The sequence below is a fragment of the Limnohabitans sp. Rim8 genome, from assembly GCF_945901735.1.
Classification (GTDB): Bacteria; Pseudomonadota; Gammaproteobacteria; order Burkholderiales; family Burkholderiaceae_C; genus Limnohabitans_A.
The window spans coordinates 40,435-63,562 of the sequence record NZ_CAMDLM010000024.1; the positions used below are offsets into that span (position 1 = coordinate 40,435).

At 60.0% G+C, this 23,128-nt stretch carries 23 protein-coding genes; 5 read left to right on the plus strand and 18 right to left on the minus strand.

Annotated elements, in window-relative coordinates; genetic code table 11:
• Positions 1-132 precede the first annotated feature (132 nt).
• From Q0O99_RS12340 to Q0O99_RS12375, 8 genes are read right to left on the minus strand one after another with little or no spacing between them, the layout of a single operon-like run.
• Positions 133-801: an HAD-IA family hydrolase gene (locus Q0O99_RS12340; RefSeq protein ID WP_293751929.1), complete on the minus strand. Its 669-nt coding sequence runs from the start codon at positions 799-801 to the stop codon at positions 133-135.
• Positions 794-2,053, minus strand: a complete 1,260-nt coding sequence (locus Q0O99_RS12345; RefSeq protein ID WP_293751931.1) for a Tm-1-like ATP-binding domain-containing protein — start codon at positions 2,051-2,053, stop codon at positions 794-796. Before Q0O99_RS12345 ends, Q0O99_RS12340 begins: the two co-directional genes overlap by 8 nt.
• A complete protein-coding gene (locus Q0O99_RS12350; protein WP_293751933.1) occupies positions 2,050-3,414 on the minus strand; it encodes an aminotransferase class III-fold pyridoxal phosphate-dependent enzyme in 1,365 nt (454 codons plus the stop codon). Before Q0O99_RS12350 ends, Q0O99_RS12345 begins: the two co-directional genes overlap by 4 nt.
• Positions 3,415-3,429: 15 nt before the next feature.
• Positions 3,430-4,914, minus strand: a complete 1,485-nt coding sequence (locus Q0O99_RS12355) for an aldehyde dehydrogenase (protein ID WP_293751935.1) — start codon at positions 4,912-4,914, stop codon at positions 3,430-3,432.
• A 42-nt stretch (positions 4,915-4,956) separates the two neighbouring features.
• Positions 4,957-5,271, minus strand: coding sequence for a 2Fe-2S iron-sulfur cluster-binding protein (locus tag Q0O99_RS12360; protein ID WP_293751937.1), 315 nt, complete (start codon positions 5,269-5,271; stop codon positions 4,957-4,959).
• 18 nt (positions 5,272-5,289) lie between these two features.
• Positions 5,290-6,582: a glutamine synthetase family protein gene (locus Q0O99_RS12365; RefSeq protein WP_293751939.1), complete on the minus strand. Its 1,293-nt coding sequence runs from the start codon at positions 6,580-6,582 to the stop codon at positions 5,290-5,292.
• Between the two features lie 11 nt (positions 6,583-6,593).
• Entirely contained in the window at positions 6,594-7,859 is a 1,266-nt protein-coding gene (locus Q0O99_RS12370) for a cytochrome P450 (protein ID WP_293751941.1), read from the minus strand.
• A complete protein-coding gene (locus Q0O99_RS12375) occupies positions 7,856-8,584 on the minus strand; it encodes a type 1 glutamine amidotransferase (RefSeq protein WP_293751943.1) in 729 nt (242 codons plus the stop codon). The genes Q0O99_RS12370 and Q0O99_RS12375 overlap by 4 nt, the downstream gene beginning before the upstream one ends.
• Before the next feature lie 155 nt (positions 8,585-8,739).
• Between Q0O99_RS12375 and Q0O99_RS12380 the strand changes: the two genes are divergently transcribed.
• Positions 8,740-9,732: a helix-turn-helix domain-containing protein gene (locus tag Q0O99_RS12380; RefSeq protein ID WP_293751945.1), complete on the plus strand. Its 993-nt coding sequence runs from the start codon at positions 8,740-8,742 to the stop codon at positions 9,730-9,732.
• 37 nt (positions 9,733-9,769) lie between these two features.
• On the opposite strand, the gene lgt is transcribed toward Q0O99_RS12380, so the two are convergent.
• Positions 9,770-10,558 carry a prolipoprotein diacylglyceryl transferase gene (lgt, locus tag Q0O99_RS12385; protein WP_293751947.1) on the minus strand — a complete coding sequence of 263 codons (789 nt, stop codon included), beginning with the start codon at positions 10,556-10,558 and terminating at the stop codon, positions 9,770-9,772.
• 103 nt (positions 10,559-10,661) lie between these two features.
• Between lgt and ilvD the strand changes: the two genes are divergently transcribed.
• Positions 10,662-12,362: a dihydroxy-acid dehydratase gene (ilvD, locus tag Q0O99_RS12390; protein ID WP_293751949.1), complete on the plus strand. Its 1,701-nt coding sequence runs from the start codon at positions 10,662-10,664 to the stop codon at positions 12,360-12,362.
• A 104-nt stretch (positions 12,363-12,466) separates the two neighbouring features.
• On the opposite strand, the gene Q0O99_RS12395 is transcribed toward ilvD, so the two are convergent.
• Positions 12,467-12,874 carry a heme-binding protein gene (locus tag Q0O99_RS12395; RefSeq protein ID WP_293751951.1) on the minus strand — a complete coding sequence of 136 codons (408 nt, stop codon included), beginning with the start codon at positions 12,872-12,874 and terminating at the stop codon, positions 12,467-12,469.
• Positions 12,875-13,068: 194 nt separating this feature from the next.
• Here Q0O99_RS12395 and Q0O99_RS12400 point away from each other — a divergent pair, with 194 nt between their 5' ends.
• Positions 13,069-13,761 carry a Bax inhibitor-1/YccA family protein gene (locus Q0O99_RS12400; protein WP_293751953.1) on the plus strand — a complete coding sequence of 231 codons (693 nt, stop codon included), beginning with the start codon at positions 13,069-13,071 and terminating at the stop codon, positions 13,759-13,761.
• Between the two features lie 92 nt (positions 13,762-13,853).
• On the opposite strand, the gene rlmD is transcribed toward Q0O99_RS12400, so the two are convergent.
• The 5 genes from rlmD to surE all read right to left on the minus strand — a co-directional run bounded on the left by rlmD (position 13,854) and on the right by surE (position 18,614).
• On the minus strand, positions 13,854-15,290 hold the full coding sequence (gene rlmD / locus Q0O99_RS12405; protein WP_293751955.1) for a 23S rRNA (uracil(1939)-C(5))-methyltransferase RlmD: 1,437 nt from the start codon (positions 15,288-15,290) through the stop codon (positions 13,854-13,856).
• Between the two features lie 65 nt (positions 15,291-15,355).
• On the minus strand, positions 15,356-16,141 hold the full coding sequence (locus tag Q0O99_RS12410; RefSeq protein ID WP_293751957.1) for a 3'-5' exonuclease: 786 nt from the start codon (positions 16,139-16,141) through the stop codon (positions 15,356-15,358).
• Positions 16,142-16,177: 36 nt separating this feature from the next.
• Positions 16,178-16,999: a peptidoglycan DD-metalloendopeptidase family protein gene (locus Q0O99_RS12415; protein ID WP_293751959.1), complete on the minus strand. Its 822-nt coding sequence runs from the start codon at positions 16,997-16,999 to the stop codon at positions 16,178-16,180.
• 14 nt (positions 17,000-17,013) lie between these two features.
• On the minus strand, positions 17,014-17,847 hold the full coding sequence (locus Q0O99_RS12420) for a protein-L-isoaspartate(D-aspartate) O-methyltransferase (protein WP_293751961.1): 834 nt from the start codon (positions 17,845-17,847) through the stop codon (positions 17,014-17,016).
• Entirely contained in the window at positions 17,844-18,614 is a 771-nt protein-coding gene (gene surE, locus Q0O99_RS12425) for a 5'/3'-nucleotidase SurE (protein ID WP_293751963.1), read from the minus strand. Before surE ends, Q0O99_RS12420 begins: the two co-directional genes overlap by 4 nt.
• A gap of 172 nt (positions 18,615-18,786) precedes the next feature.
• Here surE and Q0O99_RS12430 point away from each other — a divergent pair, with 172 nt between their 5' ends.
• The gene (locus Q0O99_RS12430) at positions 18,787-19,761 is read left to right on the plus strand and encodes an NADPH:quinone oxidoreductase family protein (protein WP_293751965.1); all 975 of its coding nucleotides are present in this window, start codon (positions 18,787-18,789) and stop codon (positions 19,759-19,761) included.
• 193 nt (positions 19,762-19,954) lie between these two features.
• Here Q0O99_RS12430 and Q0O99_RS12435 read toward each other — a convergent pair whose 3' ends face one another.
• Positions 19,955-22,051, minus strand: coding sequence for a hypothetical protein (locus tag Q0O99_RS12435; protein ID WP_293751967.1), 2,097 nt, complete (start codon positions 22,049-22,051; stop codon positions 19,955-19,957).
• A 193-nt stretch (positions 22,052-22,244) separates the two neighbouring features.
• Between Q0O99_RS12435 and Q0O99_RS12440 the strand changes: the two genes are divergently transcribed.
• Positions 22,245-22,508 (plus strand): hypothetical protein, encoded by a 264-nt coding sequence (locus tag Q0O99_RS12440; protein WP_293751969.1) that lies wholly within the window; start codon positions 22,245-22,247, stop codon positions 22,506-22,508.
• Between the two features lie 223 nt (positions 22,509-22,731).
• On the opposite strand, the gene Q0O99_RS12445 is transcribed toward Q0O99_RS12440, so the two are convergent.
• Together Q0O99_RS12445 and Q0O99_RS12450 are read right to left on the minus strand one after the other, a co-directional pair.
• A complete protein-coding gene (locus Q0O99_RS12445; RefSeq protein ID WP_293751971.1) occupies positions 22,732-22,914 on the minus strand; it encodes a DUF2970 domain-containing protein in 183 nt (60 codons plus the stop codon).
• 11 nt (positions 22,915-22,925) lie between these two features.
• Positions 22,926-23,128 (minus strand): cytochrome c (locus tag Q0O99_RS12450; protein WP_293751973.1); only part of this gene is annotated, 203 nt, incomplete at its 5' end.

The following is a 23,128-nucleotide window of genomic DNA, read 5'->3' on the forward strand; positions in this document are numbered from 1 at the left end:
GGCCCCATGCGTTCAAGTCGTTCATGTCGTGTCTCCTGGTTTTGTTCAGAGTCATCATCATAAAGTTTTTGCAAACTCAGCCCTGCACAGGGGAGTCACAGCCCCCTCAGCCCCGAACCCTTTGACACGGCATCACAGCGCCGCCAGCATTTGCAGGGCGATGGCAAAACCGGCACCGGGTAGGCAGACATCCAGATGCACTGCGGCCAAGCCGCAGCGCTGCGCTCCCGCCACGTTGCGCAGCTGGTCGTCCACAAACACCGCATGCTCGGCCGGCACCCCCAAGGCCTGCAAACAAGCCTGGTAAGCGCGTGGATCGGGTTTGAGGATCTGGGTGTAAGTGGCGTCCACGATCACATCAAACTGCTGGAGCAAGGGCAAACGCGCGCGGAAATCCGCGCCGTAAAACAGATCCAGCTCATTGGACAAAATGCCCAGCTTGTAACCTTGCGCCTTGGCCTGGTGGATGGCCGCCACCGCCTCAGGCCGGATCACGGCCTGCACGTCCGCCCCCCGAGCGCGCCGGACAAAGGTTTGCATCTCACCCCAGTCTTCACCCAACAAGCGCCCCACCTCGCGGGTGCGTTGTATCCAGTAATCGCGTTCACTGATCTGCTCGGCCTGCATGGCTTGCCAAAGCGCATCGGTGTCAGGCGCAAACGGGCCTTGCCAAGTGAGCGTGCCCGCAGCCAAGCCCAAAGCGGTCTCGCTCAAGGCGTGGGTTTCAAACAGGGTGCGGCTGATGACGCCACCAAAGTCCAAAATCAAGGCCTTGTCTTCGGGTCTGACCGCATCAAACATGGGCGGCTTTCATGCCAGTAGCGGGCGCCACCCGCCCACGGGCCAGCCAATCGTCAAACACCTGCAGCACCTGCTGCACAAACGCCGCGTCGTTGATGTGCGCGTCGATGCGCGAGACTTCGGCCGAGCCCCAGTCGCATTGGCCGCATTCGTCCATCATGGCCGCCAGGCCTTCGGGATCGTGCAGCGGCGCGCCGGCCCGGTCCCACTCTTGGATGCCCTGCAGGGGCAGCACCAGGTGCACTGGGCCACGGGCCTGGCGCAAGCGGCTGGCCAGCTCGCGGGCAAATTCGCGGCGCATCTCGGCGTCGATGCCCACCGAAGCAATCAAGCGGTTGTGGTCGTGCGAGGGGCGCCCGGCAAAACGCTCGGGCATTTGCCCCCAAGCCGGGTAGTCCACCAGGTCGGTGGCTCCGGGGGCCACGATCATCGGCACGCCTTTCAGAGCCGCGCCCATCAAGCGGTCAGGTCCGGCGCTCACCACCGAGCCGCCCATTTGGTTGACCATTTCCTGCAGGCTGAAGTCCATCACGCAGGCGAACTGGCCTTGCGCGGCCAGCGATTCAAATGCCCTGCCCCCCATGCCCGTGGTATGGAACACGGCCAGGTCAAACCCGCGCTGGTCGAGTTCGGGCTGCAGTTGCACCATGTATTTCAAGCAGCTCGAGCCCAGCGAGGTCATGCCGACCACGGGCCGCGCAAAACGCGGCGCTCGCGCCAGGAGGCACGCTCCTACAGCCGCACCTGCGGCTTGCGCCAAGGCCGACTGGCACAGGCTGTTGAGGCCATACAAGCCCCCGGCCCACAGCACCATCATCAAATCGGGCGGCATGCGCTCGGGCGGCAACAGGGGCGAAAACGCCACGGTGGACAGCACCACCTTGGGCACGCCCAGCGGCAAGCTGCTGGCCACGTCCAGCGCCAGGTCGGTGCCCATGGTGCCGCCCAGCACCAGCAGGCCGTCCATGCGGCCCGCGCGATGCAATTGGGCCGCCAGGGCTGATGCGCCTTGCGCCATCAAGGCCATGGCGCTGTTTTCGTCGCCGCTGTCTATCACTTGCTGCAGCGTCACGCCCGCCGCCTGCGCGACCTCGGTGTTGGCGATGTCCGGGACCACCTGCCCCTTGGCCAGCACGCCCACATCCATGATGAGTGCCTGACCGCCAGCGGCCAGCACCTGCTCGCGCATGAAGCCGATCTCGTCGCTCTTGGTGTCCACCGTGCCGACGATCAGGATGACGGGGCTCTTCATGCGCGGCCTTCTTGAACAGCAGCAAATGCGGCTTCAAGCACGTCGCACATGAAGTCGACCTCATCGCGGGTGATGACGAGAGGCGGCGACAAAATCAGGTTGGGCCCCGAAATGCGCACCATCAGGCCCGCCTTGTAGGCGGCTTTGGCCACCCGCGCCGGGATGTCGCTGCTGCGGGTCATCGGGGTGCGTTGGGCCTTGTCGCTCACCATCTCGATGCCCAGCATCAGGCCCACGCCACGCACATCGCCCACAAAACTGCAGGTATCGACCAGCTTGCGCAAGCGGGCCTGCAGTGGCGCGCCCACCCGGGTGGCGTTGCCCGGAATGTCCAGCGCCTCGATCTGGTCGAGCGTGGCCAGCGCCGCCGCAGCTGCAACGGGGTGGGCGCTGTAGGTGTAGCCGTGCGAGACCGAGGCCGTGCCCGTGGTGTCGGCGTCAAACACGTCCGCAATGCGGTGGTTGATGGCCGTGGCCCCCAAGGGGATGTAGCCCGAGGAAATTCCTTTGGCCAGGCACCACATGTCTGCATTCACCCCCCAGAGGCGTGTGCCGAACAGCTCGCCGCTGCGGCCAAAGCCGGTCACCACTTCGTCGGCGATCAAAAGCACGCCGTACTTGTCGCAAATCTGGCGCACCAGCGGCCAGTAATTGGGGGGCGGCACGATCACACCACCCGCGCCCTGCACCGGCTCGGCAATGAAAGCCGCCACCGTGTCCGGCCCCTGGAACACGATCTCGCGCTCGAGCATTTCGGCACAAATTTCGCCCAAACGGATCGGGTCATCGGTGTAGGGGTTGTGATAAAGCCAGGGCGTGTCGACGTGGAAGCATCCGGGCAGGAGTGGCTCGTAAGCACGGCGGAAATTGGTGTTGCCGTTCACGCTCATGCCGCCAAAGTGCACCCCGTGGTAGCCCTGGCGCAGGCTGATGAACTTGAAGCGGTCGGCCTGACCCTTGAGCTTCCAGTACTGACGCGCCACTTTGAGCGCGCCTTCCACAGCGTCGGAGCCCCCGTTGGAAAACATGACCGTGGCCACACCCTCGGGCTGCATCATCTGCACCAGGCGTTTGGACAACTCGATCGCCCGCACATGGGTGGTGCCGCGAAACACGTTGTAAAAGGGCAGCTCGTCCATCTGCGCCACGATGGCGTCGCGCACGGGCTTGTTGCTGTGACCCAGGTTGCAGGCCCACAGGCCCCCCACGCCGTCGAGCATCTTGTGGCCGTCCACGTCCCAGATCCAGCAACCCTCTCCCTTGGCGATGATGTCGGGGGCCGTTTTCTTCATGGCGCCAGGATGGGCCATCGGGTGCCAGAGGTATTGGGCGTTGTCGGCCTTGAGTTGATTGTTATTCACTTTTTTCCTTGAAAATCAGAGCTGAATCCAAGCGGTCTTCAGGTCCAGGTATTTGTCCAGCGCGTGCATCGATTTGTCGTGCCCGTTGCCCGACTGCCGCACGCCGCCCAGTGGCACGGTGATGTCCGGGCCGCCATAGGTGTTGACATGCACCAGCCCGGCCTTGATGGCGCGCACCATGCGGTGGGCACGCGAGAGGCTGCCGGTCCACACCCCTGCTGCCAAGCCGTATTCGGTGCCGTTGGCCAGGCGCACAGCATGGGCCTCATCATCAAAAGGCATGACGGCCAGCACCGGGCCAAAGACCTCCTGTCGGGCGATTTCCATCTCGGGCTGAACGCCATCGAGCACGGCGGGGCTCATGTAGTGGCCACCGGGCACAGGCGCAATCACTTGACCGCCGGTGCGCAGTCGCGCACCCTGCGCCAGCGCACGCGTCAGCATGCTCTGGTTGCGGGCCAGTTGGCGGGCGCTGCTCACCGCACCAATGTCGGTCGTCACATCCAACGGGTCCCCCACACGCAAACTAGAGGCGATGTTTTGCAAGCGCTCCACGAATTCGTCGTGCACCGAGCGCTGCACCAAGAGGCGCGAACCCGCCACACACACCTGCCCACTGTTGCGGAAGATGCCCATGGCCGACACCTTGGCGGCCTGCGCCAGATCGGGCGCATCGTCAAAAACAATGTTGGGGGACTTGCCGCCCAGCTCCAGATACACCCGCTTGAGGTTGGACTCGGCCGAAGCCTTGAGCAGCAAGCGTCCCACCGGGCCAGAGCCAGTGAAAGTGAGGATGTCCACGTCCATGTGCCGCGCCAGCGCCTCCCCCGCCTCTGCGCCGGTGCCGGTGACGACATTGAGCACGCCCGGGGGCAATCCCGCATCCAGGCACAGCTGCGCCAGGCGCAGCAAAGACAATGATGCGTCTTCTGAAGGTTTGAGCACCACCGAGTTGCCCGCCGCCAGAGCCGGTGCGATCTTCCAGGCGCCGATCATGAGCGGAAAGTTCCACGGCACGATGGCCCCAACCACGCCCACGGGCTCCTTGTGGATGAGGCCCAGCGTGCCTTCAGGCGTGGGCGCGATCTCGCCGTTGATCTTGTCCACGCACTCGGCGTAGTAGCGGAAGGTGCCCGCCGCACTGCCCGGCTCGGCCTTCCAGGCCATGGCAATCTCGGTGCCGTTGTCGCGCACACCCAGCACCGCCAGCTCGGCGTGGTGCGACTCAATGCGGTCGGCAATGCGGTGCAAAATTTTCTTACGCTCGGCAGGCGCCATGCGCGACCACACGCCTTGCTCAAAAGTGCGCCGAGCAGCCTGTACGGCGCGGTCGACATCTTCTGTCCCTGCGGCGGCCAGGGTGCACAAGGTCTGCCCGTCGATGGGCGAGACCACCGGCATCGTCTGCCCCGATGCCGCAGTAGCCCACTGGCCGTCGATCAACAAGCCCTGATCAGGGATGGTTTGGTGACGCAGCGCGTCAATGTGTTCTTGTTTCAATTTTTTCTCCAACCGTTCAAGGCATCAATGGTCCATCAAGATTCAATCCGGTACATGCAACACGATGCCGTCGAGCGCACTCGACGCGATCAGCTGGCAGCTCAGGCGACTGCCGCTTTGGCGGGGCGCTATGACGATGTCGAGCATGCTGTTTTCAACATCATCCATCGGCGGGCAAGCTGCGAGCCAGGCTTCATCCACATAGACGTGGCAGGTGGCGCACGACAGGCAGCCGCCGCACTCGCCCGCCACACCGGGAATGCCGTTCATCTGCGCCGCATCCATCAGGTTGGTGCCGTCGTTCACGTCGTCGCTCACGCGGTCGCCGTTGCGCATGATCCAGTGCACTTGGGGCATGGGGTGGGTTCTTTCAGATCAGATGAATCGGATGTAGTAATCACGCAGCGCATCGCCTTGCAGGCCTGCGGTGCGTTCGATCTCGTGGCGTTTGATGCCCACATGGTTGGCCACCAGAACTTCGCCCAGCGCCTGGGTGAGGGCCGTGTCGGCTTCGAGCGCAGCGAGGGCCCCCGCCAGCGTCTCGGGCACGCTTTGGGTGGCGTCCTTGTTTTCAAGGCAATCACCCGTTTCGAAGGGCTGGAGTGCATAAGCATGGACCACGCCCAGACGCGCCGCTTGCAAGACTGCGGCGGTGTGGGTATAGGGGTTGGCGGCGGCGTCGCCCATGCGGTGCTCAATGCGCGCGCTGGGTCCGGTTTCGGCCGACAAGCGCACCGTGACGCCCCGGTGGTCCACGGCCCAGTTTTGCCAAAAGCCAGACAGGCTCGCCGGTTGCAGGCGCTGGTAAGAATTGGTGCTGGGGGCCAACAAGCCCGCCAGCGCCTGGTGGTGGTGCATCAGTCCGGCGGTGCAGCCCAGGGTGAGGGCGTTGAACTGGCTGGCATCGTGCCCGCCCGAGATAGCGTTATGGCCTTGACCATCGCGCAGGCTGAAGTTGATGTGCACGCCGCTGCCACCCACTGTGAGGATGGGCTTGGGCATGAAGGTCAGCACGATGCCGTGCTGGAAAGCGACTTCACGTGCCAGCAATCTGAACAAGAAGATGTCGTCCACGGCCTTGACGGCGCGGTCGTAGGTGAGCGTGAACTCGAACTGGGGCGCATCGTATTCGGTGTTCATGCTGTCGATGCGAAAGCCCGCTGCTGTGGCTTTCGCCCACAGGGCGTCGGTGAAGCCCCTCGGGTCGGAGAATGGACCTGTGGAATACACATGGGCCGCAGGCGTGTCATAAGGCTTGAGCGAGCCGTCGGACTCGATCTGGAAGGCAAAGGCTTCGAGCTCGATGCCCACCATCGGGTCGTAGCCCATGGCCTGCCAGTCGGCCACGGCGCGCTTCAAGGCACTGCGCCCGCACATGGGCAGCGGCGTGCCGTCGTTGGCCTTCAGGTCACCGATCGCCACCTGGGTGAAGGGCTGCCAGCCGGGGCGGATATCCTCAGGGGTGTAGACGGCCTCCATGTCGGGCAGGCCTTCCATGACCATCGCACCCGGGGCCGGGATCAGCTCTTTTTCGTAAGTGACGCCAAAAGTGCCCCGGCAAAATCGGGCACCGCCGCCCTGACCCGGCTTGAGCGTGACGTATTTGCCGCGCGCAATGGCCAGGTGGTCACAAAACAGCACCCGCAGGCGTTCTTGAACATTTGACATGGTGGTTCCTTTCAGATGAGGTGCATGCGCACGGGCAAGCGTTTGATACCGGAGACAAAGTTAGATCGCAAAAAGATGTGCTCACCCGTTTGCTCGATGCGGTCGACCCGCTTGATTAGCTCTTGCATCAAGACGCGCAACTCCAGCCGGGCCAGCCACATGCCTAAGCAGGCATGCGCCCCGCCCTGCCCGAATGCCAGGTGGCGGTTCACTCCCCGGCTCAGGTCGACGGTGAACGGCCGGTCAAAGGCCCGCTCGTCGCGGTTGCCGGAGATGAACCAGAGCAGCACCTTGTCACCTGCCTTGACCTGTTTGCCGTGGTACTCGAAGTCCTCGGTCGCGGTGCGGCGAAAGTGCGTGGCGGGCGAGGCCCAGCGGATGAACTCGTCGGCCACGCCCTCCCAGGCGGCCTCGCCCTGCACCGACTTGAGCTGCGCCATCAGGCCGGGCTGGTTGGCCAGCGCGTGCAAAGCGGCAGCGATCGAATAGCGTGTGGTGTCGTTGCCCGCCGCCACCAGCAGACAAAAGAAGTTGCGAAATTCGGTGTCGCTGATCACATGGCCCTGCGCATCGGCCTGGGTGATCAGGTGCAGCACGCCGCTGGTTTCGCCAGCGCTGCGCTTGCTTTCCATCAACTGGGCTGCGTAGTCGTACAAGTCGACCCCGGCGGGCGAGCGAAACGGCATGAAGCGGTAGGCCTCGGTGTCCATCTTGTCGACCACATGGCTGGTGAAATCGCTGTCGGTGTTGCCCATGAGCGCATCGCCCTTGTCCACCAGCCAATCCAGGTCCTCCTCGGGCAGGCCCGCGATGCGCCCGAGCATGCGCATGGGCAACTGGCGGGCAATCTGGTGCGTGGCGTCAAACTCGCCCAGCGCCAGGGCCTGGTCAAGGATGCCCACACACAGCTCGCGAATCTGGTCTTCGTAGAGCGCCATCATGGGCTTGGAAAAGGCCTTGGCCACCAGCATGCGGGTGCGGGTGTGCTCGGGCGGGTCGGTCTCCTGAAAGGTCCGCCGCGCCATGTACTCTTCATGCGACTGGTCTTCCATGCGGATGCCCTGGGCCGAGGACAAGCGCTGGTGGTTGCGGTTGAGCTCCAAAATATCGGCATGCCGCGTGACCGACCAAAAGCCCTTGCCATCGGCCCAGTTGCACCAAGCCATGGGGTCTTCGTCGCGCAGGCGCTGGAAGGTGTTGTGCGGCGTGCCGTTCACATAGCTGTCGTGGTCCGACAAATCGGCATGTCCATCGTCGGTGGGGTTCCAAACCGTCATTGCGCTCTTTCAAAACATTCATCAAAAAACTGCACCATCCACTGCCCAAACAGCGGCACATCGGCAGCGTTGGCCAGGCTGGCGTGGGCGCGGGCCAGGGTGTCGACATCGAGCTTGTCGGCCAGGTAACCCAGCAAAGCCTGCATGAACACCAGTGGCATCTCAGGGTGAAACTGGGTGGTCCAGATGTGCTGGCCAATCTGCATCGAGCCGATGGGGCAAAAGTCACTGCCGCCCAGACACACCGCGCCTTCAGGCATGCGGATGACCTGTTCGTTGTGCGCGGCCATCAAGGTGGTGGTGGTTAACGGTGGGGTCATCCAGGGGCGCTGTAAGTGCCAGTTCGTGGGCGCAATGCCCAGACCCCAGCCTGCGGCGTTGCGCGCCACCAGCCCACCCAGCGACCGGGCCACCGCCTGGTGGCCAAAGCACAGGCCAACCAGCGGCTGGCGTGCGGCGTGCAAGGCGCGGATGAAATCCAGCAGCTGACCCACCCAGGGCAGGTGGTCGTCGTTGACCGAAGCCGGGCTGCCGGTGATGACATAGCCGTCAAAATCTGTGGGGCTGGCGGGCAGCACCCCGTCCTTGACCGGTACCACCTCAAAAAACCAATACGGCCGCAGGGGTTGCAGCAGCTGCACCACCTTTTGGCCGTCGTCCGGAAAATGCGCGGCAAACGCCGAGGTGTCGTCGTTGGTCAGTAAAACGGCAATGCGTCGTGTCATCGGGACTCTTTCAAGCTGTTGTCCATGCTATGCACAAGGCGTACGCAGCGCTATCAAGTTTGGGCACCGAGGACCCCGGGTTTTCACGAAAAAGCCTGCGCTTCAGAAGCAGGCACACTCTAGAACATGCATTTACGCCGCGTTTTCTGCCTTAGATGAGCACAGCCGCCCCCCATCACCACCCCGATTCACCCTGGCTCCAGGTGCTGGACACCCAGGACATAGACCAGCACGCCCTGGCTCAGAACGGCTGGGCGCTGCAGTATGAGCAGCTCTCGCCAGGGCAGTTCAAGGGACGAATTCACCGAGTGCAACTGCCCGAAGTCACCCTGCTGCGCGAAGACACCAGCATTGCGCTGCGCCAACGCGGGCGGCTGCATGAGAATGTGTACGGCTTTGCCATGGCGCTGCAAGACTCGCCGGATTTGTTTTTCAACGGCCAACGGGTGCCCGCCCACGCCATCATGTGTGGCAAAGGCGACGAGGTGGACTTGACCACCCCGCCCCACTTCACCCTGGTCGCGCTGGTGGTCGAACGCAGTCTGCTCAACCCGCTGTGGGAGCGCATGTACCAAAAGCCCCTGGCCCATTGGCTCGAAAAGCAGCTGGTACTGACCACCACCGACATCAAGGCACAGGTCCTTCGGGATGTGCAGCTCACGGTGCTGGACCAGGCCAGCGCCCTGGCTAACCGTCAGCATGATGAGCAGGCCTTGCGCCAGTTGCGCGACGAAATCTTGATGGAATGGCTTGAAGCCCTGCCCTCGCAGGTCGACACCTCCGACTTGCCCAACCTGGAGCGGCGCAAAAAACTGGTGGACCGCGCCTGCGAGTTGATGTTGGGCCACGCCGACGAGCCGCTGTCCATATTAGAGGTGTGCAGCCGCGTGGGCACGAGCCGTCGCAAGCTCAACTACTGTTTTCAGGACGTGCTGGGCACCACGCCCATCAAGTACCTGCGCTCACTGCGCCTGAACAGCGTTCGCCGCGCCCTGCGTCAGGCCGCCCCGGGCGTGACCATACAGGACATCGCCTCGCACTGGGGCTTTTGGCACCTCAGCCAGTTCGCGCAGGATTACAAAAAGCTGTTCGGCGAACTGCCGTCCGAGACCTTGCAGCCCAAATCAAACGGTCTGAACGCAAGCTGAATCGGCGCGCTCGTTTCGAATCAACGATGCCAGGTTTTCAGGCAGACTTGCGGCGCATCAACCAGATGCCGCCCAGCATCATCGGCACGCACAGCCACTGACCCATGCTCATGCCCAGACTCAAAAGCCCCAGATGCGCATCGGGCTCACGGAAGAATTCGGCCACGAAGCGGAAAAAGCCGTAACCGAGCAAAAACGCACCCGAAACCTGGCCCACGGGACGGTCTTTGCGGGCAAACCACCACAGCAGCACAAACAGCAGCAAGCCTTCCAAAGCAATTTGGTACAGCTGCGACGGATGGCGCGGCAAATCGCCCGCACCCCGGAACACCATGCCCCAGGGCAAGGCAGGATCAGCGACGCGGCCCCAGAGTTCGCCGTTGAGGAAATTGCCCACCCGGCCAGCGGCCAGGCCCGTGGGCACGCAAGGGGCCACAAAGTCCATAACCTGCAAGAACGGACGCTGGCGGGTGCGGGCAAACCAGACCATGGCCAGCATCACCCCCAGCAAGCCCCCATGAAAACTCATGCCGCCTTGCCAGATGGCGAAAATTTCGAGCGGGTTGGACAGGTAATAGGCCGGTTTGTAAAACAGGCAATAACCCACGCGTCCGCCCAACACGACACCCAAAACGCCCAGAAACAGGATGTCTTCGACATCGCGTTTTTGCCATTGCGGCAGGTGTTTGAAGGGCGCATGGCCCAGACGCCGCACGCCCAGCCAGAAAAAAAGGCCAAAGGCGGCCAAATAGGTCAGGCCGTACCAATGGACGGCCAAGGGTCCCAGTTGAAGGGCGACGGGGTCAATTTGAGGATGGATCAGCATGCCCGGATTGTGCACCGGACCTGGCCCCAACTGGACACCCAGGCGCAGCCAGCGCCCGTTAGAATGTGGCGACCTTCTTTTGGGCTTCTACAGAGTCACCACCATGAGCGACAAAATCATCCCGATCACCCCCATCAACAGCCGCAGCGCCAACATCACCGAGGGCAAGTCTCGCGCCCCGAACCGGTCGATGTACTACGCCATGGGCTACCAAGAGGGTGACTTCGCCAAACCCATGGTGGGCGTGGCCAACGGCCACAGCACCATCACCCCTTGCAACAGCGGCTTGCAAAAGCTGGCCGACGCCGCCATTGCGGGCATCGAAGAAGCTGGCGGCAACGCCCAGGTCTTTGGCACACCCACCATCTCGGACGGCATGGCCATGGGCACCGAGGGCATGAAGTACTCGCTGGTGTCCCGTGAGGTGATTGCCGACTGCGTGGAGACCTGCGTGCAAGGCCAGTGGATGGACGGCGTGCTGGTGGTCGGCGGTTGCGACAAGAACATGCCCGGTGGCCTGATGGGCATGCTGCGCGCCAACGTGCCGGCCATTTACGTTTATGGCGGCACCATTTTGCCGGGCCGCTACCAAAACAAAGACCTGAACATCGTGAGCGTGTTTGAAGCCGTGGGCGAAAACGCCGCGGGCAAACTCAGCGACTTTGACCTGAAAGAAATCGAAAAGCGCGCCATCCCCGGCACGGGCTCGTGCGGTGGCATGTACACCGCCAACACCATGTCCTCGGCTTTCGAGGCACTGGGCATTTCCTTGCCCTACTCCTCCACCATGGCCAACGTGCACGACGAAAAAGTCGAGTCGGCCAAAGAGTCGGCCCGCGTTTTGGTGGAAGCCATCCGCAAAGGCATCAAGCCGCGCGACATCGTGACCCGCAAAGCCATTGAAAACGCAGTCGCCGTGATCATGGCCACCGGTGGTTCGACCAATGCGGTGTTGCACTTTCTGGCGATTGCGCATTGCGCAGGCGTGGAGTGGACCATCGACGACTTCGAACGCATCCGCCAACGCACGCCCGTGTTGTGCGACCTCAAGCCCAGCGGCAAAGCTTTGGCCGTGGACCTGCATGTGGCTGGCGGCATTCCGCAAGTCATGAAGATTTTGCTCAACGCGGGTTTGTTGCACGGTGACTGCATCACCATCACCGGCCAAACCATTGCCGAGGTGCTCAAGGATGTGCCCGACGCCCCGCCCGAGCAAAGCGTGATCCACACCATCGACAACGCCATGTACAAGCAAGGCCACCTGGCCATCCTCAAAGGCAACCTGTCGCCCGAAGGTGCTGTGGCCAAGATCACCGGCCTGAAGAACCCGGTCATCACCGGCCCCGCCCGGGTTTTTGACGACGAGCAATCGGCCCTGGAAGCCATCTTGGCGGGCAAGATTGTGGCCGGCGACGTGATGGTTTTGCGCTACCTCGGCCCCAAAGGCGGCCCCGGCATGCCCGAAATGCTGGCGCCTACGGGTGCTTTGATTGGCGCGGGTCTGGGCGAAAGCGTGGGCCTGATCACCGACGGCCGTTTCTCCGGCGGCACTTGGGGCATGGTGGTGGGCCACGTCGCCCCCGAAGCGGCAGCCGGCGGCAACATCGCCTTTGTGCATGAAGGCGACAGCATCACCATCGACGCCCACAAATTGGTGCTTGAGCTGAACGTGCCCGAAGCTGAACTGGCCCACCGCCGCGAAGGCTGGACAGCACCTGCGCCGCGCTACACCCGAGGCGTGCAGGCCAAGTTCGCTTTCAATGCGTCAAGCGCCAGCAAAGGGGCTGTGCTCGACCTCTATTGATCGAAGGCCACGCTGTACATACAGCGTCCCACAAAAAAGCCCGCTCCATTCGGCGGGCTTTTTTGCGTCCCAGCGGCTGCCAAGCAGCCACGGGTCGGGTGAGATCACAGACCGATGGCGGCGATTCCGGCTTTGGCGATCTGCGCGTCTTCTGTCGATTTGACGCCGCTGACACCCACGGCGCCCAAGCAAAAGCCGTCCTTCATGATCGGCACGCCGCCTTCGAGCATGCCCTGAATGGTTGGGGCCGACAAAAAGGACGTGCGGCCACCGTTGATGACGTCTTCGTAGACTTTGGATTCACGGCGACCCAGGGCGGCCGTGTGGGCTTTGGCGGGTGCGATGTGGGATGAGATCGGAGCCGCGCCGTCCAAACGGGCGAAATGCAACAAATGGCCGCCGCCATCGACGATGGCGATGCCGACAGCCCAGTTGTTTTTCAGTGCTTCGGCTTCGGCCGCAGCGGCGATGGCTTTCACATCGGACAGTTCCAAAGTGGCTTGTGTTTTCATGGTGGTCAAAAGGCAGGGGTTTAAAGTGCCAAGCATACACGGCCGTAAACCCGCTATTGCACACCCCAAGGCAAAACTGAATCACCCGGATAACCCCATGACCTGTCGGAAATCCCGAAACCCATCGACCTTGCCAAGCCTGGCCTTTAAAATGTTGCTCAGCCTTGATCCAAGGCGAGTTAAGGAGATACACCATGAGCGACTTACGCACACTCAATTCCGCCGAGTGGGGCCATGTGGACCTGGCCGCACGCAACCGCGTTCTGCGCAACACCTATTGGTTGCTCGCCCTGAGCATGCTGCCCACCGTGCTGGGCGCATGGGTCGGCGTGAGCACAGGCATCACCCAATCCCTGACTGGCTTTATGGGCCTGATCGTTTTCCTGGGTGGCGCATTCGGTTTCATGTACGCCATCGAGAAAACCAAAAACTCGGCTGCTGGCGTGCCTGTTTTGTTGGCCTTCACCTTCTTCATGGGCCTGATGCTCTCGCGCATGATCGCCATGGTGCTGGGTTTCAAGAACGGCTCTGACCTGGTCATGACCGCTTTTGCGGGCACCGCCGGCGTGTTCTTTGTCATGGCCAGCCTGGCCAGCGTCATCAAGCGTGACCTCTCAGGCATGGGCAAATGGCTGTTCGTCGGTGCCATGGTCCTGATGGTGGGCGGCATCGTCAACGTGTTTGTGGGCTCCACAGTCGGCATGATGGTAATTTCCACCTTGGCCATCGGCATCTTCAGCGCCTTCTTGCTGTACGACATCAAGCGCATCCTGGACGGCGGCGAGACCAACTACATCAGCGCCACTTTGGCCCTGTATATGAGCGTTTTCAACATCTTCCAAAGCCTGTTGGCCTTGCTGGGCATCATGGGCGGTGAAAAAGACTGATCCTCGTTTCTCATGCTCCTAAAAGGCTCCCTCGGGAGCCTTTTTTCTGTCCTATTCTTTCTCGACGGGTGCGGAAACACGCTCTGTGCAAGTCAAACCAGCTCAAACACCGCCATGCTTTCCACATGCGCGGTGTGCGCGAACATATTGATGACCCCTGCGGCCACGCAGCGGTACCCCGCAAGGTGCACCAAAATACCCGCATCCCGGGCCAGTGTGGCGGGGTTGCAACTGACATACACAATGCGCTGCGGGGGTGTCCAGCCCTGGCGCAAATCCTGGTTTCCATTCAGCTCGGCCAGCGCCTTGGTCAGAGCAAAGGCACCCTCCCGGGGCGGATCCACCAGCCATTTGTCGGCGATGCCATCGGCCACCAACATCTCGGGCGTCATCTCAAACAGGTTGCGCGCCACAAACGATGTGGGGGCCAAGGCCTGGCCTTCGGGTCGTGCCGCCTGATTGCGGGCGCAGTTGTCACGGGAACGGGCCACCAGGGTCTCGGCCCCCTCAATGCCCAGCACCTCGGCCGCTTGCGTCGCGATGGGCAAGGTGAAATTTCCCAGCCCACAAAACCAGTCGATCACCCGATCAGTCTTTTGCGCTTGCAAAAGTCGCAGCGCTCGGGCCACCAACACGCGGTTGATGAAGGGGTTGACCTGGGTGAAGTCGGTAGGTTTGAAGGGCATGGTGATGCCAAAGTCTGGCAGGCCATAACTCAGCTGAGTCCCACCTTCGTCCAGCAACTGCACCGTATCCGGACCTTTGGGCTGCAACCACCACTGCACCTGGTGCTTGGCCGCAAAGGCGCGCAGCAAGGTCTTGTCGCCCTCGCTCAAGGGCTCCAGATGCCGCAGCACCAAGGCCGTGACCTCGTCGCCGCAGGCCAGCTCCAACTGAGGCAGCGTCTCGCGGGCTTGCATCTGGCCAATCAGTGCACGCAAAGGAAGCAACATGTTGCTGACGTGGGGCGGCAGAACAGGGCACACTTTCATGTCGGCGATGTAGCGGCTTTTGCGCTCATGGAACCCGATCAACACTTCGCCTTTTTTGATCACGTACCGCACCGACAGGCGGGCACGGTAGCGGTAGCCCCAAGTCGGCCCCTCGATGGGGCGCAGCAGGGTCTCGGGCTTGACCTTAGCCAAATGCCACAAGTTGTCCTCCAGCACCCTTTGCTTGACGGCCACCTGGGCCGAAGCCTCCAGGTGCTGCATCTTGCAGCCGCCGCAGGCCCCGGCGTGCAGGCCAAAATTTGGGCAACCTGGCCGCACGCGTTGCGACGACTCGTGGTGGATTTGGCTGACGGTGCCCTGCTCCCAGTTGTTCTTTTTGCGGTGCACGTTCACCGACACCAACTCGAAAGGCAAAGCGCCTTCGATGAACACGACTTTGCCGTCGGGTCGGCGGGCGATGCCTTGGGCGTCCATGTCCAGGGAACCCACACGCAACCAGCCCTCGGGCAGGTCGGCGCTGGAGTGGCTGGGTTCGTCGGCGTGGGCTTGGGATAGGGAAATGTCTGGATCGCTCATGCCCCGATTGTCTCAGGATGTGAGGCCTGCCTTGAGGGCCCAGCGCACAGCTTGACAAGGCAAGGTCAGGCCCAGGCTTGCAGGTATTCTTGCCAGTGCGGCTCTTGCGGGGCCAAATTGCCCAGTTGGACTTTGACAAAGGCCATTTCCTGCGCGTACTCGGCCTCGGTGAAGCCGCCGCGCATTTGCTGAAAGCGGCAATACAGCAAATAGGTGTTCATCACATCGGTTTCGCAGTAGCGCCGGATGTCTTCGGTGTGCCCGGCCTGGAATTGCGCATAGACCTGCGAGCCGTCCATGCCCAGCTTGCCGGGAAAGCCACACAACTTGGCCAGCGCGTCCATGGGGGCGTTGTTTTTGGGCGTGTATTTCGCAAGCAAGTCCATCAGGTCCAAGTGGCGCATGTGGTAACGCGAGATGTAGTTGTTCCACTTGAACTCGCGGTCATCGTCGCCCAGGTCCCAGTATTTGTCGGCCACCACGCCGTGCATCAAGCCCCGGTAATGCAACACCGGCAAATCGAAGCCGCTGCCGTTCCAACTGACCAACTGCGGCACGTGCTTTTCGATGGCCTGAAAGAAGGTCTGCACGACCTTGGCCTCGCTTTGTCCATCGCGGTCCACAAAGGAGTGCACGCGCAGACCCTCGGCATTGCGAAACACACAGCTGATGCACAAGATGCGCTGCAGGTACAGGGGCATGAAGTCGCTTTTGCCTTCTGCGGCCCGCTCGGCCTGCCACCGCGCGTGCACTTGGGCGTGCGTCAACTGCGGGTCATTGGGGTTGAGCCTGCGCCATCCCGCCATGTCGGGGATGGTTTCGATGTCAAACACCAAGACAGGCCAAGTCATGTTCGGACCCGTGGGGTTGATGGTCGACTCTGCGCTTCAGCGCGCAGGCAGGTATTTGGCCGGGTCCACCGGTTTGCCTTGACGGCGGATCTCGAAATGCAGCTTCACGCGGTCGGCGTCGGTCTTGCCCATTTCAGCGATTTTTTGGCCCTTGCGCACTTTCTGGTCCTCCTTGACCAGCAAGGCTTGGTTGTGCGCGTAGGCGGTCAAAAAGGTGTTGTTGTGCTTGAGGATGATCAGGTTGCCATAACCGCGCAAACCCGCACCGGCATAAACCACTTGTCCGTCGGCTGCGGCCTGCACCGGGTCACCCGCCTTGCCGCCAATGTCGAGGCCTTTGTTCTTGGCCTCGTCAAAGCCGCCGATCACGCTGCCGCTGGCGGGCCAGGCAAAACCCAGACCCTCGTCGTTGGCAGAAGGCGTCGGTGTGGGCGCCGCGACTGGCTTGGGCGCTGTCGCCACTTCTGCACTGACCCCCAAGGGCTGCACCACCACGCCACTGGACTCCACCGTGGCGCTGGGAGACGCCACGCGCAAGACCTGTCCTACCTCGATCAAGTGGGCATTGGGCAGGCTGTTCCAACTGGCCAGATCGCGCCAGGAATGGCCGTGATCCAAGGCAATGCGGGTCAAGGTGTCGCCCCGTTGCACGGTGTAATACCCAGGCTTGCCGGCGTTTTCAGCGCCCGGCATCACCTTCACCGTCTCGGGCGCAGGGGCAACCGGCTGGGCAATCACTTTGGGGCTGGAACCGCGTGTTTCCACCGGAGCCGGGGTACGGGGCGAAGAGGTACACGCGGCCAATGCCAGCAGCGCCAAAGCGGTGAACCCCAAACGAAAAACTTCACGAAACATCATCCGGTACCCATCCATCATGCAATCCCCGATTTTAGAGGCACAAAATGAACCGCCTCCAAGACTTGTCGATCAAAGCCTGAGGCCGTTCTGCGAATGACCACCAACGCCTGATGTCCCGCGGCCGTGACGGTGGGGGCCACCAGCCTGGCCCCGACGGCCAGCTGCTCCAACCAAACTGAGGGCACCTCATCGCCACCAGCTGCTGAAATGATCCCGGCATAAGGCGCCCCTTTGGGGAAGCCCAGCATGCCGTCACCCAGCATCAGGTGCACATTGGGCAGGCGAAACGGCAGTAGATTTTTTTTGGCTTTTTCGTGCAATCCGCGCAAGCGCTCGATGCTGTAAACCTCGCTCGCCAAGAGGCTGAGCACGGCTGCTTGGTAGCCACAGCCGGTGCCAATCTCCAGCACCCGACCCAGTTTGCCCGGCGCGTCTTGACGCAGCAACTCGATCATGCGGGCCACCACATTGGGCTTGGAGATGGTCTGCCCCAAACCAATAGGCAAGCTGGTGTCTTCGTACGCTTGCCCCGCCAAAGCGGTTTCGACGAAACGGTGCCGCTCCACCTGGCCCATGGCCTGCAAGACCCAAGGGTCCAGCACGCCCTGCTCGGCCAATTTGGCCACCATGCGGGCACGCACTGCGCCCGAATCCAACCCCAAACCGTGGGACACCGGAGTGGACGACAAAGGCGAAGCTTGCCCCGCCGCTGGGTTGATCAGCCCCTGATGTGTTCCCTGACCTGTTGTGGAGCTTGGATGGACCTGGACCGAATGAGGGCTCAACGCCATCGCAGCCCGCCCCCCCGCAAGCGGCAGTTTGGCCGGAAAACTGGGCCTGGGTTTCATGCCCCGTCCTGTGACCAAAGCCGCGCGCAGGTCTGACTCCAGGCCTGCAGGTGATCGTGCTCGGTCAAATCCACTTTCAAGGGCGTGACCACCACATGGCCCTCGTTTGCCGCATGGAAATCGGTGCCGACGCTGTCGTCCATGGCCGCGCCGGCTGCGCCAATCCAGTACATGGTCTGGCCCCTGGGGTCAACCTGGGTGATGACCGGCTCGGCCGCATGCCGCCGCCCGAGGCGACACACCTTGGGCGACTTGATCTGCTCAAAAGGCAAGTTGGGAATGTTCACGTTCAGCAACCAAGGCTGCGTGCCAATCAACTGTTGATGCACCATTTGCTGAACCATGCGCTGCACGGTGCGGGCCGCGGCATCCAGATGCGCCCAGCCTTTGTCGATCTGCGACACCGCGATGGCAGGAATGCCAAACAAATACCCCTCCATGGCCGCGCCCACGGTGCCCGAATACAAAGTGTCGTCGCCCATATTGGCGCCATTGTTGATGCCCGAAATCACCAAGTCGGGCCGGTAACCCAACAAGCCCGTCAAGGCGATGTGCACACAATCGGCGGGGGTGCCATTGACATACCGGAACCCGTTGTCGGCCCGGTTCACATACAACGGCGTGTGCAGGGTCAAGGCATTTGATTTGGCACTGTTGTTGTGCTCTGGGGCCACCACTTCGACATCGGCAATGCCTTGAAGGGCCGCATGCAAAGCCACGATGCCCTCAGCTCGAAAGCCGTCGTCGTTGGAGATCAGGATTTTCATAGATGAACGATTGAGGAATTGGCCATTGTAGGGCGATCCCGGGGCGAGAACGGCAGGCCGCTTGCAGCGAAAAGGCCAGACTTGGCATGCGGTCGCTAGGGGGACATGAAGGGCCGGGCCTGACTGCCTAAGATCACCGTTTTTTGAATCAGATTCCATTTGGAGAGACGGCATGCATGCTTGGCTTTGTGAGAACCCCACGGGCGTAGACGCCCTCAGCTGGAAAGAGCTGCCCACCCCCACGCCCGGGCCAGGCCAGGTGCTCATTCAAATTGAGGCGGCCAGCCTGAATTTCCCCGACCTGCTGATCGTGCAAAACAAATACCAGATGAAGCCCGAGTTGCCCTTTGTGCCGGGCTCGGAATACGCCGGCACGGTGCAAGCCCTGGGCGAAGGCGTGACGCACCTCAAAGTCGGCCAAAGCGTGGCTTGCCTGTCAGGCACGGGCGGCTTTGGCACCCACACCTTGGCCCCGGCCAAACTGTGCATGCCCTTGCCCGCTGGTTTTCCGGCCACCGATGGCGCGGCCTTCATCATGACTTACGCCACATCGCACCACGCCTTGGTCGACCGCGCCGCATTGAAAGCTGGAGAGACCGTGCTGGTGCTGGGCGCAGCAGGTGGCGTGGGAACGGCAGCCATCCAGATTGCCAAGGCCATGGGGGCCAAAGTGATTGCGGCGGCATCCACCGACGAGAAATGCGCCTTGTGCACCACACTGGGGGCCGATGCCACCATCAACTACAGCACCCAAAACCTGCGTGAGGCCCTGAAAACCCTGACTGAAGGCAAAGGCCCCGATGTGGTGTATGACCCCGTGGGCGGCGATCTGGCCGAGCCTGCTTTCCGCTCCATCGCCTGGCGCGGGCGCTACCTGGTGGTGGGCTTTGCGGGCGGCCCCATCCCATCGCTGCCGCTGAACCTGCCCTTGCTCAAAGGCGCCTCTTTGGTCGGTGTTTTTTGGGGCGACTTTGCCAGACGCGAAGCCCAAGCCAACGCGGCCATGATGGGCGAGCTGGCCCAGTGGTACAGCCAAGGCAAGATCAAACCCGTGCTGGACCGCACCCTGCCCATGAGCGACATCAAAGCCGCCTACGCCTTGATGGGTTCACGCAGCGTCAAGGGCAAACTGGTGATGGTGAATTGATGGTCTGAAAACTGCCCCGCGGCAAGGGGCAGTGGCCAATAAAAAAGCCCGTGTGACGAATCTCACGGGCTTGGCGCTGGCGTCAAAGTGAATTTTTCAGGGACGACCAATTGGTTTCCCGCATGTTTCACACTGCTCAAAGTGAAAAGCTATTTGGGTCAGAGTTGGTTGTTAGAGCATATTTCTATTAACATCAAAACCCTACAGCGAATCTTGCAAACACAGTCGTTGTCGATACTGCTTGGTGGGCTTCTTGACGGTAGATAGCCGTGATATCTAATTGTTGATTTTTAGCAAATTCAAAGTTAGCACCTAAAGTTGCAGTTACTCTATTTTTTCTAGGATTAGGGTTGAAGTTAAGCGGGCTGATGCCATCAATGCCAGTAGCTGAGTAAGTACCATTGTATGCGCCTGTATCGGTCTCTAAACCCGTACTGGCAAACAGTATTGCTTTTGGCATTAAGCGATAGCTTATGCCTACGCCTGCTAATAAAGTCGTGGCATTGGTGTTGAGTGCACTGTAAGTCAACGGTGCAGTTACAGAAACAGATGCACTTTCGGTGTAACCTTTCATTTTATTTTGGGTATAGCGTAAACCCATGTAAGGACTAACAATCAATTCCGGCATTACCGAAAAACCATACTTTGCTGTCATTTGTGCGCCTTGGCTAATCAATTGGGAGCCCCCGCTTCCAAGTTCGCTGGTGCCAAAGGCTTGGCGGGTAATTGTCATATCCTTTGGCGCATAGGCTGCGGAGCCTTTAACTTCCACTCCTAGGCCATCAGGCGCTTGGCGCCACAGCCCAAAAAGACCAATCATGGGGATGCTATTGCCTAACTTGACAATGCTTGACCCACTTACCGATAAGTTTTGGTCAATCCATGCACCAATGCGGCTGTTGTTCTGATTGAGTCTATACGAAGCAATTATGATGCCGCTGGCATTATTTAATTCTTTTGAATGCGTCGAACTGTGACGCCTGCCGGCATTCACACAGATCCCATTCATATCGAATACAGAGCAATCAATGGTCAAGCTGTTGACCATCACGGCGTTCTCTAATGCGAAGGTGCTTGTCAAAGCGGTTGCGGTGTTGGCAATAGATTGTTGGGTGTCGACCGTAGAAGCACCGGTGACAATTAAATCCCAAATATCAGACGAGGAGTTAACGAGACTCCATCGAAATCCATTGAAGGAGCCCGAGGTGTTATTTAGGTTAGTGATTGTAATTCCAGAAAAAACACTATTGTAAGTACCTTTTGTTAGCGTAGAAGCACTCACACCCTCAACCCCGCCCCCATAAATGGCAAAATTGGTGCTTCCGCTTGGGAAGGTAACTGCCAATTGTCCGTAATTAGATAGGCTCCGAACAATAATGTTGTAGTTGACAGGAAGAATTCCGCTGTAATTTATTGCTGTCGTTAAGGGGCTTGAAGCATTTCCCCCTTGGAGATTATTAAACGTTGTGATGACCCCTTGACCAAGATTGTTGTATAAATTTCCCGAACCTGAATCGGAAGTCATGGATCCAACGTTAGTTAGATTAACAATTGTTCCGCTGTTAGTAAGTCCCCATGGTGCATAAATAGTACCGAAATTTTTAAAGGAATCTACAAATGAATCGCCGCCAAATTCTATACCATTCGATAAGGAGGTAATTAGATTATTATTTACCAGTTCACCAATTCGAACGTTGCTAGTTAATCCTCCAAGTCGTCCAGAAATGATACCGTTATTTTCAATGCGATCGACCGTCGCGTTAAGGCTATAAAGCCCAACATAACTATTGCTAGAAATAGTGCCGTAATTTGAAATAGTTCCAACAGATCCGCTTTCCAAATAAATCCCTGGAAAACCTGACTCACTTCCAGTTGAGGAGATGGTTGCTCCTAAATTGTTTGTAATTCTATTAACCGTTCCATAGCTCCATAAGCCAGATTCTGTTCCTGTTATGAAACCAGAATTAATCAAGCTTTGAATATTTCCGGTAGGGCCATTCAAAATTCCCGTTTTAATACTCGAAATTGTGGAATTGCTTGTATTGTTTAAAGTCCCTAACTCGCCAGATGCGGAAATGGCATCGCCAGACAAACTTGTTGCTGTGACGCTGCCACTTGTGGTGGTCCCTAATGTGAGATTACCGCCGATCCAAGTGATTCCAGTTTCACAAGTACCAGTGAAGATCGTATTGGTTGTTGCAATAGGACAAGTCTGAGCACCTGCCTTGGAGATGACAACGAATGTGAAAGCTGATGCCAGCGCGATTTGGTAAAACTTGAGAAGGTTCATGATAGTAAATAGGTGAATATGACAAAACTATTTTTAGCCAGTCATCATGATAGATTCTTTTAATTCAAGCAAGCAGTTTATACCCAGATGGCCACCCGAACTACCCACTTATGGCCACCTCAAACTCCCCCACCTGAATTGATCGGAGACAGGGTCTCAACGCCGACACCGTCGGCACCTATGGGCAGGACGCATGTTCTGGCTTTCCTCGAAGGAAGGCCAAGGAGTGAATGTCTTGAAATCCAACCAACGCGCCACCGTCATCACGCAACTGGAGCGCAGCACCCCACAGCGCGAGATCGCCAGCATCACCGGCATCGACCGCAAAACCATTCGCAGCTACCACCGGCGCTGGCTTGCCGATCCTTCAAATTCCCCCGGGGTGGCCACCGACTCTGAGGCCGGAGGGTGTCCTAAATTTTATGTAAAAGATCTCATGGCAGGAAACGGGGTTTGAGACGCCTTGACCGGGCTGCTGCCGCAGGCCGCCGTCAGGAGCCCATAGCAAAAAGCCCCGCGTGGTGCGGGGCCTGAGGCTGCCTCAATGCCTGCTGAGCAGGTTGGAGGTCTTTGTACTGGCGGGGCAGAACATACGTCATCACAAACAGCCTAAGTTTTTGATGGGCACGCCAATCAAGCACTTGGTGTCCAGTTCATCTTTCTAAATGTTGGGGCAGCAATTAGTTGGCTGCCACCATGGCTTTTGCAATGATGACGAGTATTCCCACAAAGATTAGAAGCAAAGTCAACCCGATTGCAATCAATACCAGTGGGTTGGTCTGGAAGTCTTCTCCTTGTTTTCGGCCACCTCCGATGCCAATGAAGCTCCAAAGCACTGTCTTTAGCGTGTGCAAAGTTTGCATACGGCTCCTTTTCATCGGGTTTTCTGCACGTCAAGTGGCATGACGGCTCCGGCCTTATGACCCCAAGCATTTCGAACATAAGTCGCCACGGCAGCGACCTCTGAGTCCGAGAGGGTATGACCAAAGGGCGGCATTCCATAGGGGCGCGGGTTACCTTCAGTGGTGGGTGCGAAAACACCGCTGAGAATGATCCGCACCAGGTTAACGCTTGAAT

Coding starts and splice junctions, on each gene's coding strand:
- Q0O99_RS12340 (WP_293751929.1), bottom strand. CDS start 801: ATGTTTGATGCGGTCAGACCCGAAGACAAGGCCTTGATTTTGGACTTT.
- Q0O99_RS12345 (WP_293751931.1), bottom strand. CDS start 2,053: ATGAAGAGCCCCGTCATCCTGATCGTCGGCACGGTGGACACCAAGAGC.
- Q0O99_RS12360 (WP_293751937.1), bottom strand. CDS start 5,271: ATGCCCCAAGTGCACTGGATCATGCGCAACGGCGACCGCGTGAGCGAC.
- Q0O99_RS12365 (WP_293751939.1), bottom strand. CDS start 6,582: ATGTCAAATGTTCAAGAACGCCTGCGGGTGCTGTTTTGTGACCACCTG.
- Q0O99_RS12370 (WP_293751941.1), bottom strand. CDS start 7,859: ATGACGGTTTGGAACCCCACCGACGATGGACATGCCGATTTGTCGGAC.
- Q0O99_RS12375 (WP_293751943.1), bottom strand. CDS start 8,584: ATGACACGACGCATTGCCGTTTTACTGACCAACGACGACACCTCGGCG.
- Q0O99_RS12380 (WP_293751945.1), top strand. CDS start 8,740: ATGAGCACAGCCGCCCCCCATCACCACCCCGATTCACCCTGGCTCCAG.
- lgt (WP_293751947.1), bottom strand. CDS start 10,558: ATGCTGATCCATCCTCAAATTGACCCCGTCGCCCTTCAACTGGGACCC.
- ilvD (WP_293751949.1), top strand. CDS start 10,662: ATGAGCGACAAAATCATCCCGATCACCCCCATCAACAGCCGCAGCGCC.
- Q0O99_RS12395 (WP_293751951.1), bottom strand. CDS start 12,874: ATGAAAACACAAGCCACTTTGGAACTGTCCGATGTGAAAGCCATCGCC.
- Q0O99_RS12400 (WP_293751953.1), top strand. CDS start 13,069: ATGAGCGACTTACGCACACTCAATTCCGCCGAGTGGGGCCATGTGGAC.
- rlmD (WP_293751955.1), bottom strand. CDS start 15,290: ATGAGCGATCCAGACATTTCCCTATCCCAAGCCCACGCCGACGAACCC.
- Q0O99_RS12410 (WP_293751957.1), bottom strand. CDS start 16,141: ATGACTTGGCCTGTCTTGGTGTTTGACATCGAAACCATCCCCGACATG.
- Q0O99_RS12415 (WP_293751959.1), bottom strand. CDS start 16,999: ATGATGTTTCGTGAAGTTTTTCGTTTGGGGTTCACCGCTTTGGCGCTG.
- Q0O99_RS12420 (WP_293751961.1), bottom strand. CDS start 17,847: ATGAAACCCAGGCCCAGTTTTCCGGCCAAACTGCCGCTTGCGGGGGGG.
- surE (WP_293751963.1), bottom strand. CDS start 18,614: ATGAAAATCCTGATCTCCAACGACGACGGCTTTCGAGCTGAGGGCATC.
- Q0O99_RS12430 (WP_293751965.1), top strand. CDS start 18,787: ATGCATGCTTGGCTTTGTGAGAACCCCACGGGCGTAGACGCCCTCAGC.
- Q0O99_RS12435 (WP_293751967.1), bottom strand. CDS start 22,051: ATGAACCTTCTCAAGTTTTACCAAATCGCGCTGGCATCAGCTTTCACA.
- Q0O99_RS12440 (WP_293751969.1), top strand. CDS start 22,245: ATGTTCTGGCTTTCCTCGAAGGAAGGCCAAGGAGTGAATGTCTTGAAA.
- Q0O99_RS12445 (WP_293751971.1), bottom strand. CDS start 22,914: ATGCAAACTTTGCACACGCTAAAGACAGTGCTTTGGAGCTTCATTGGC.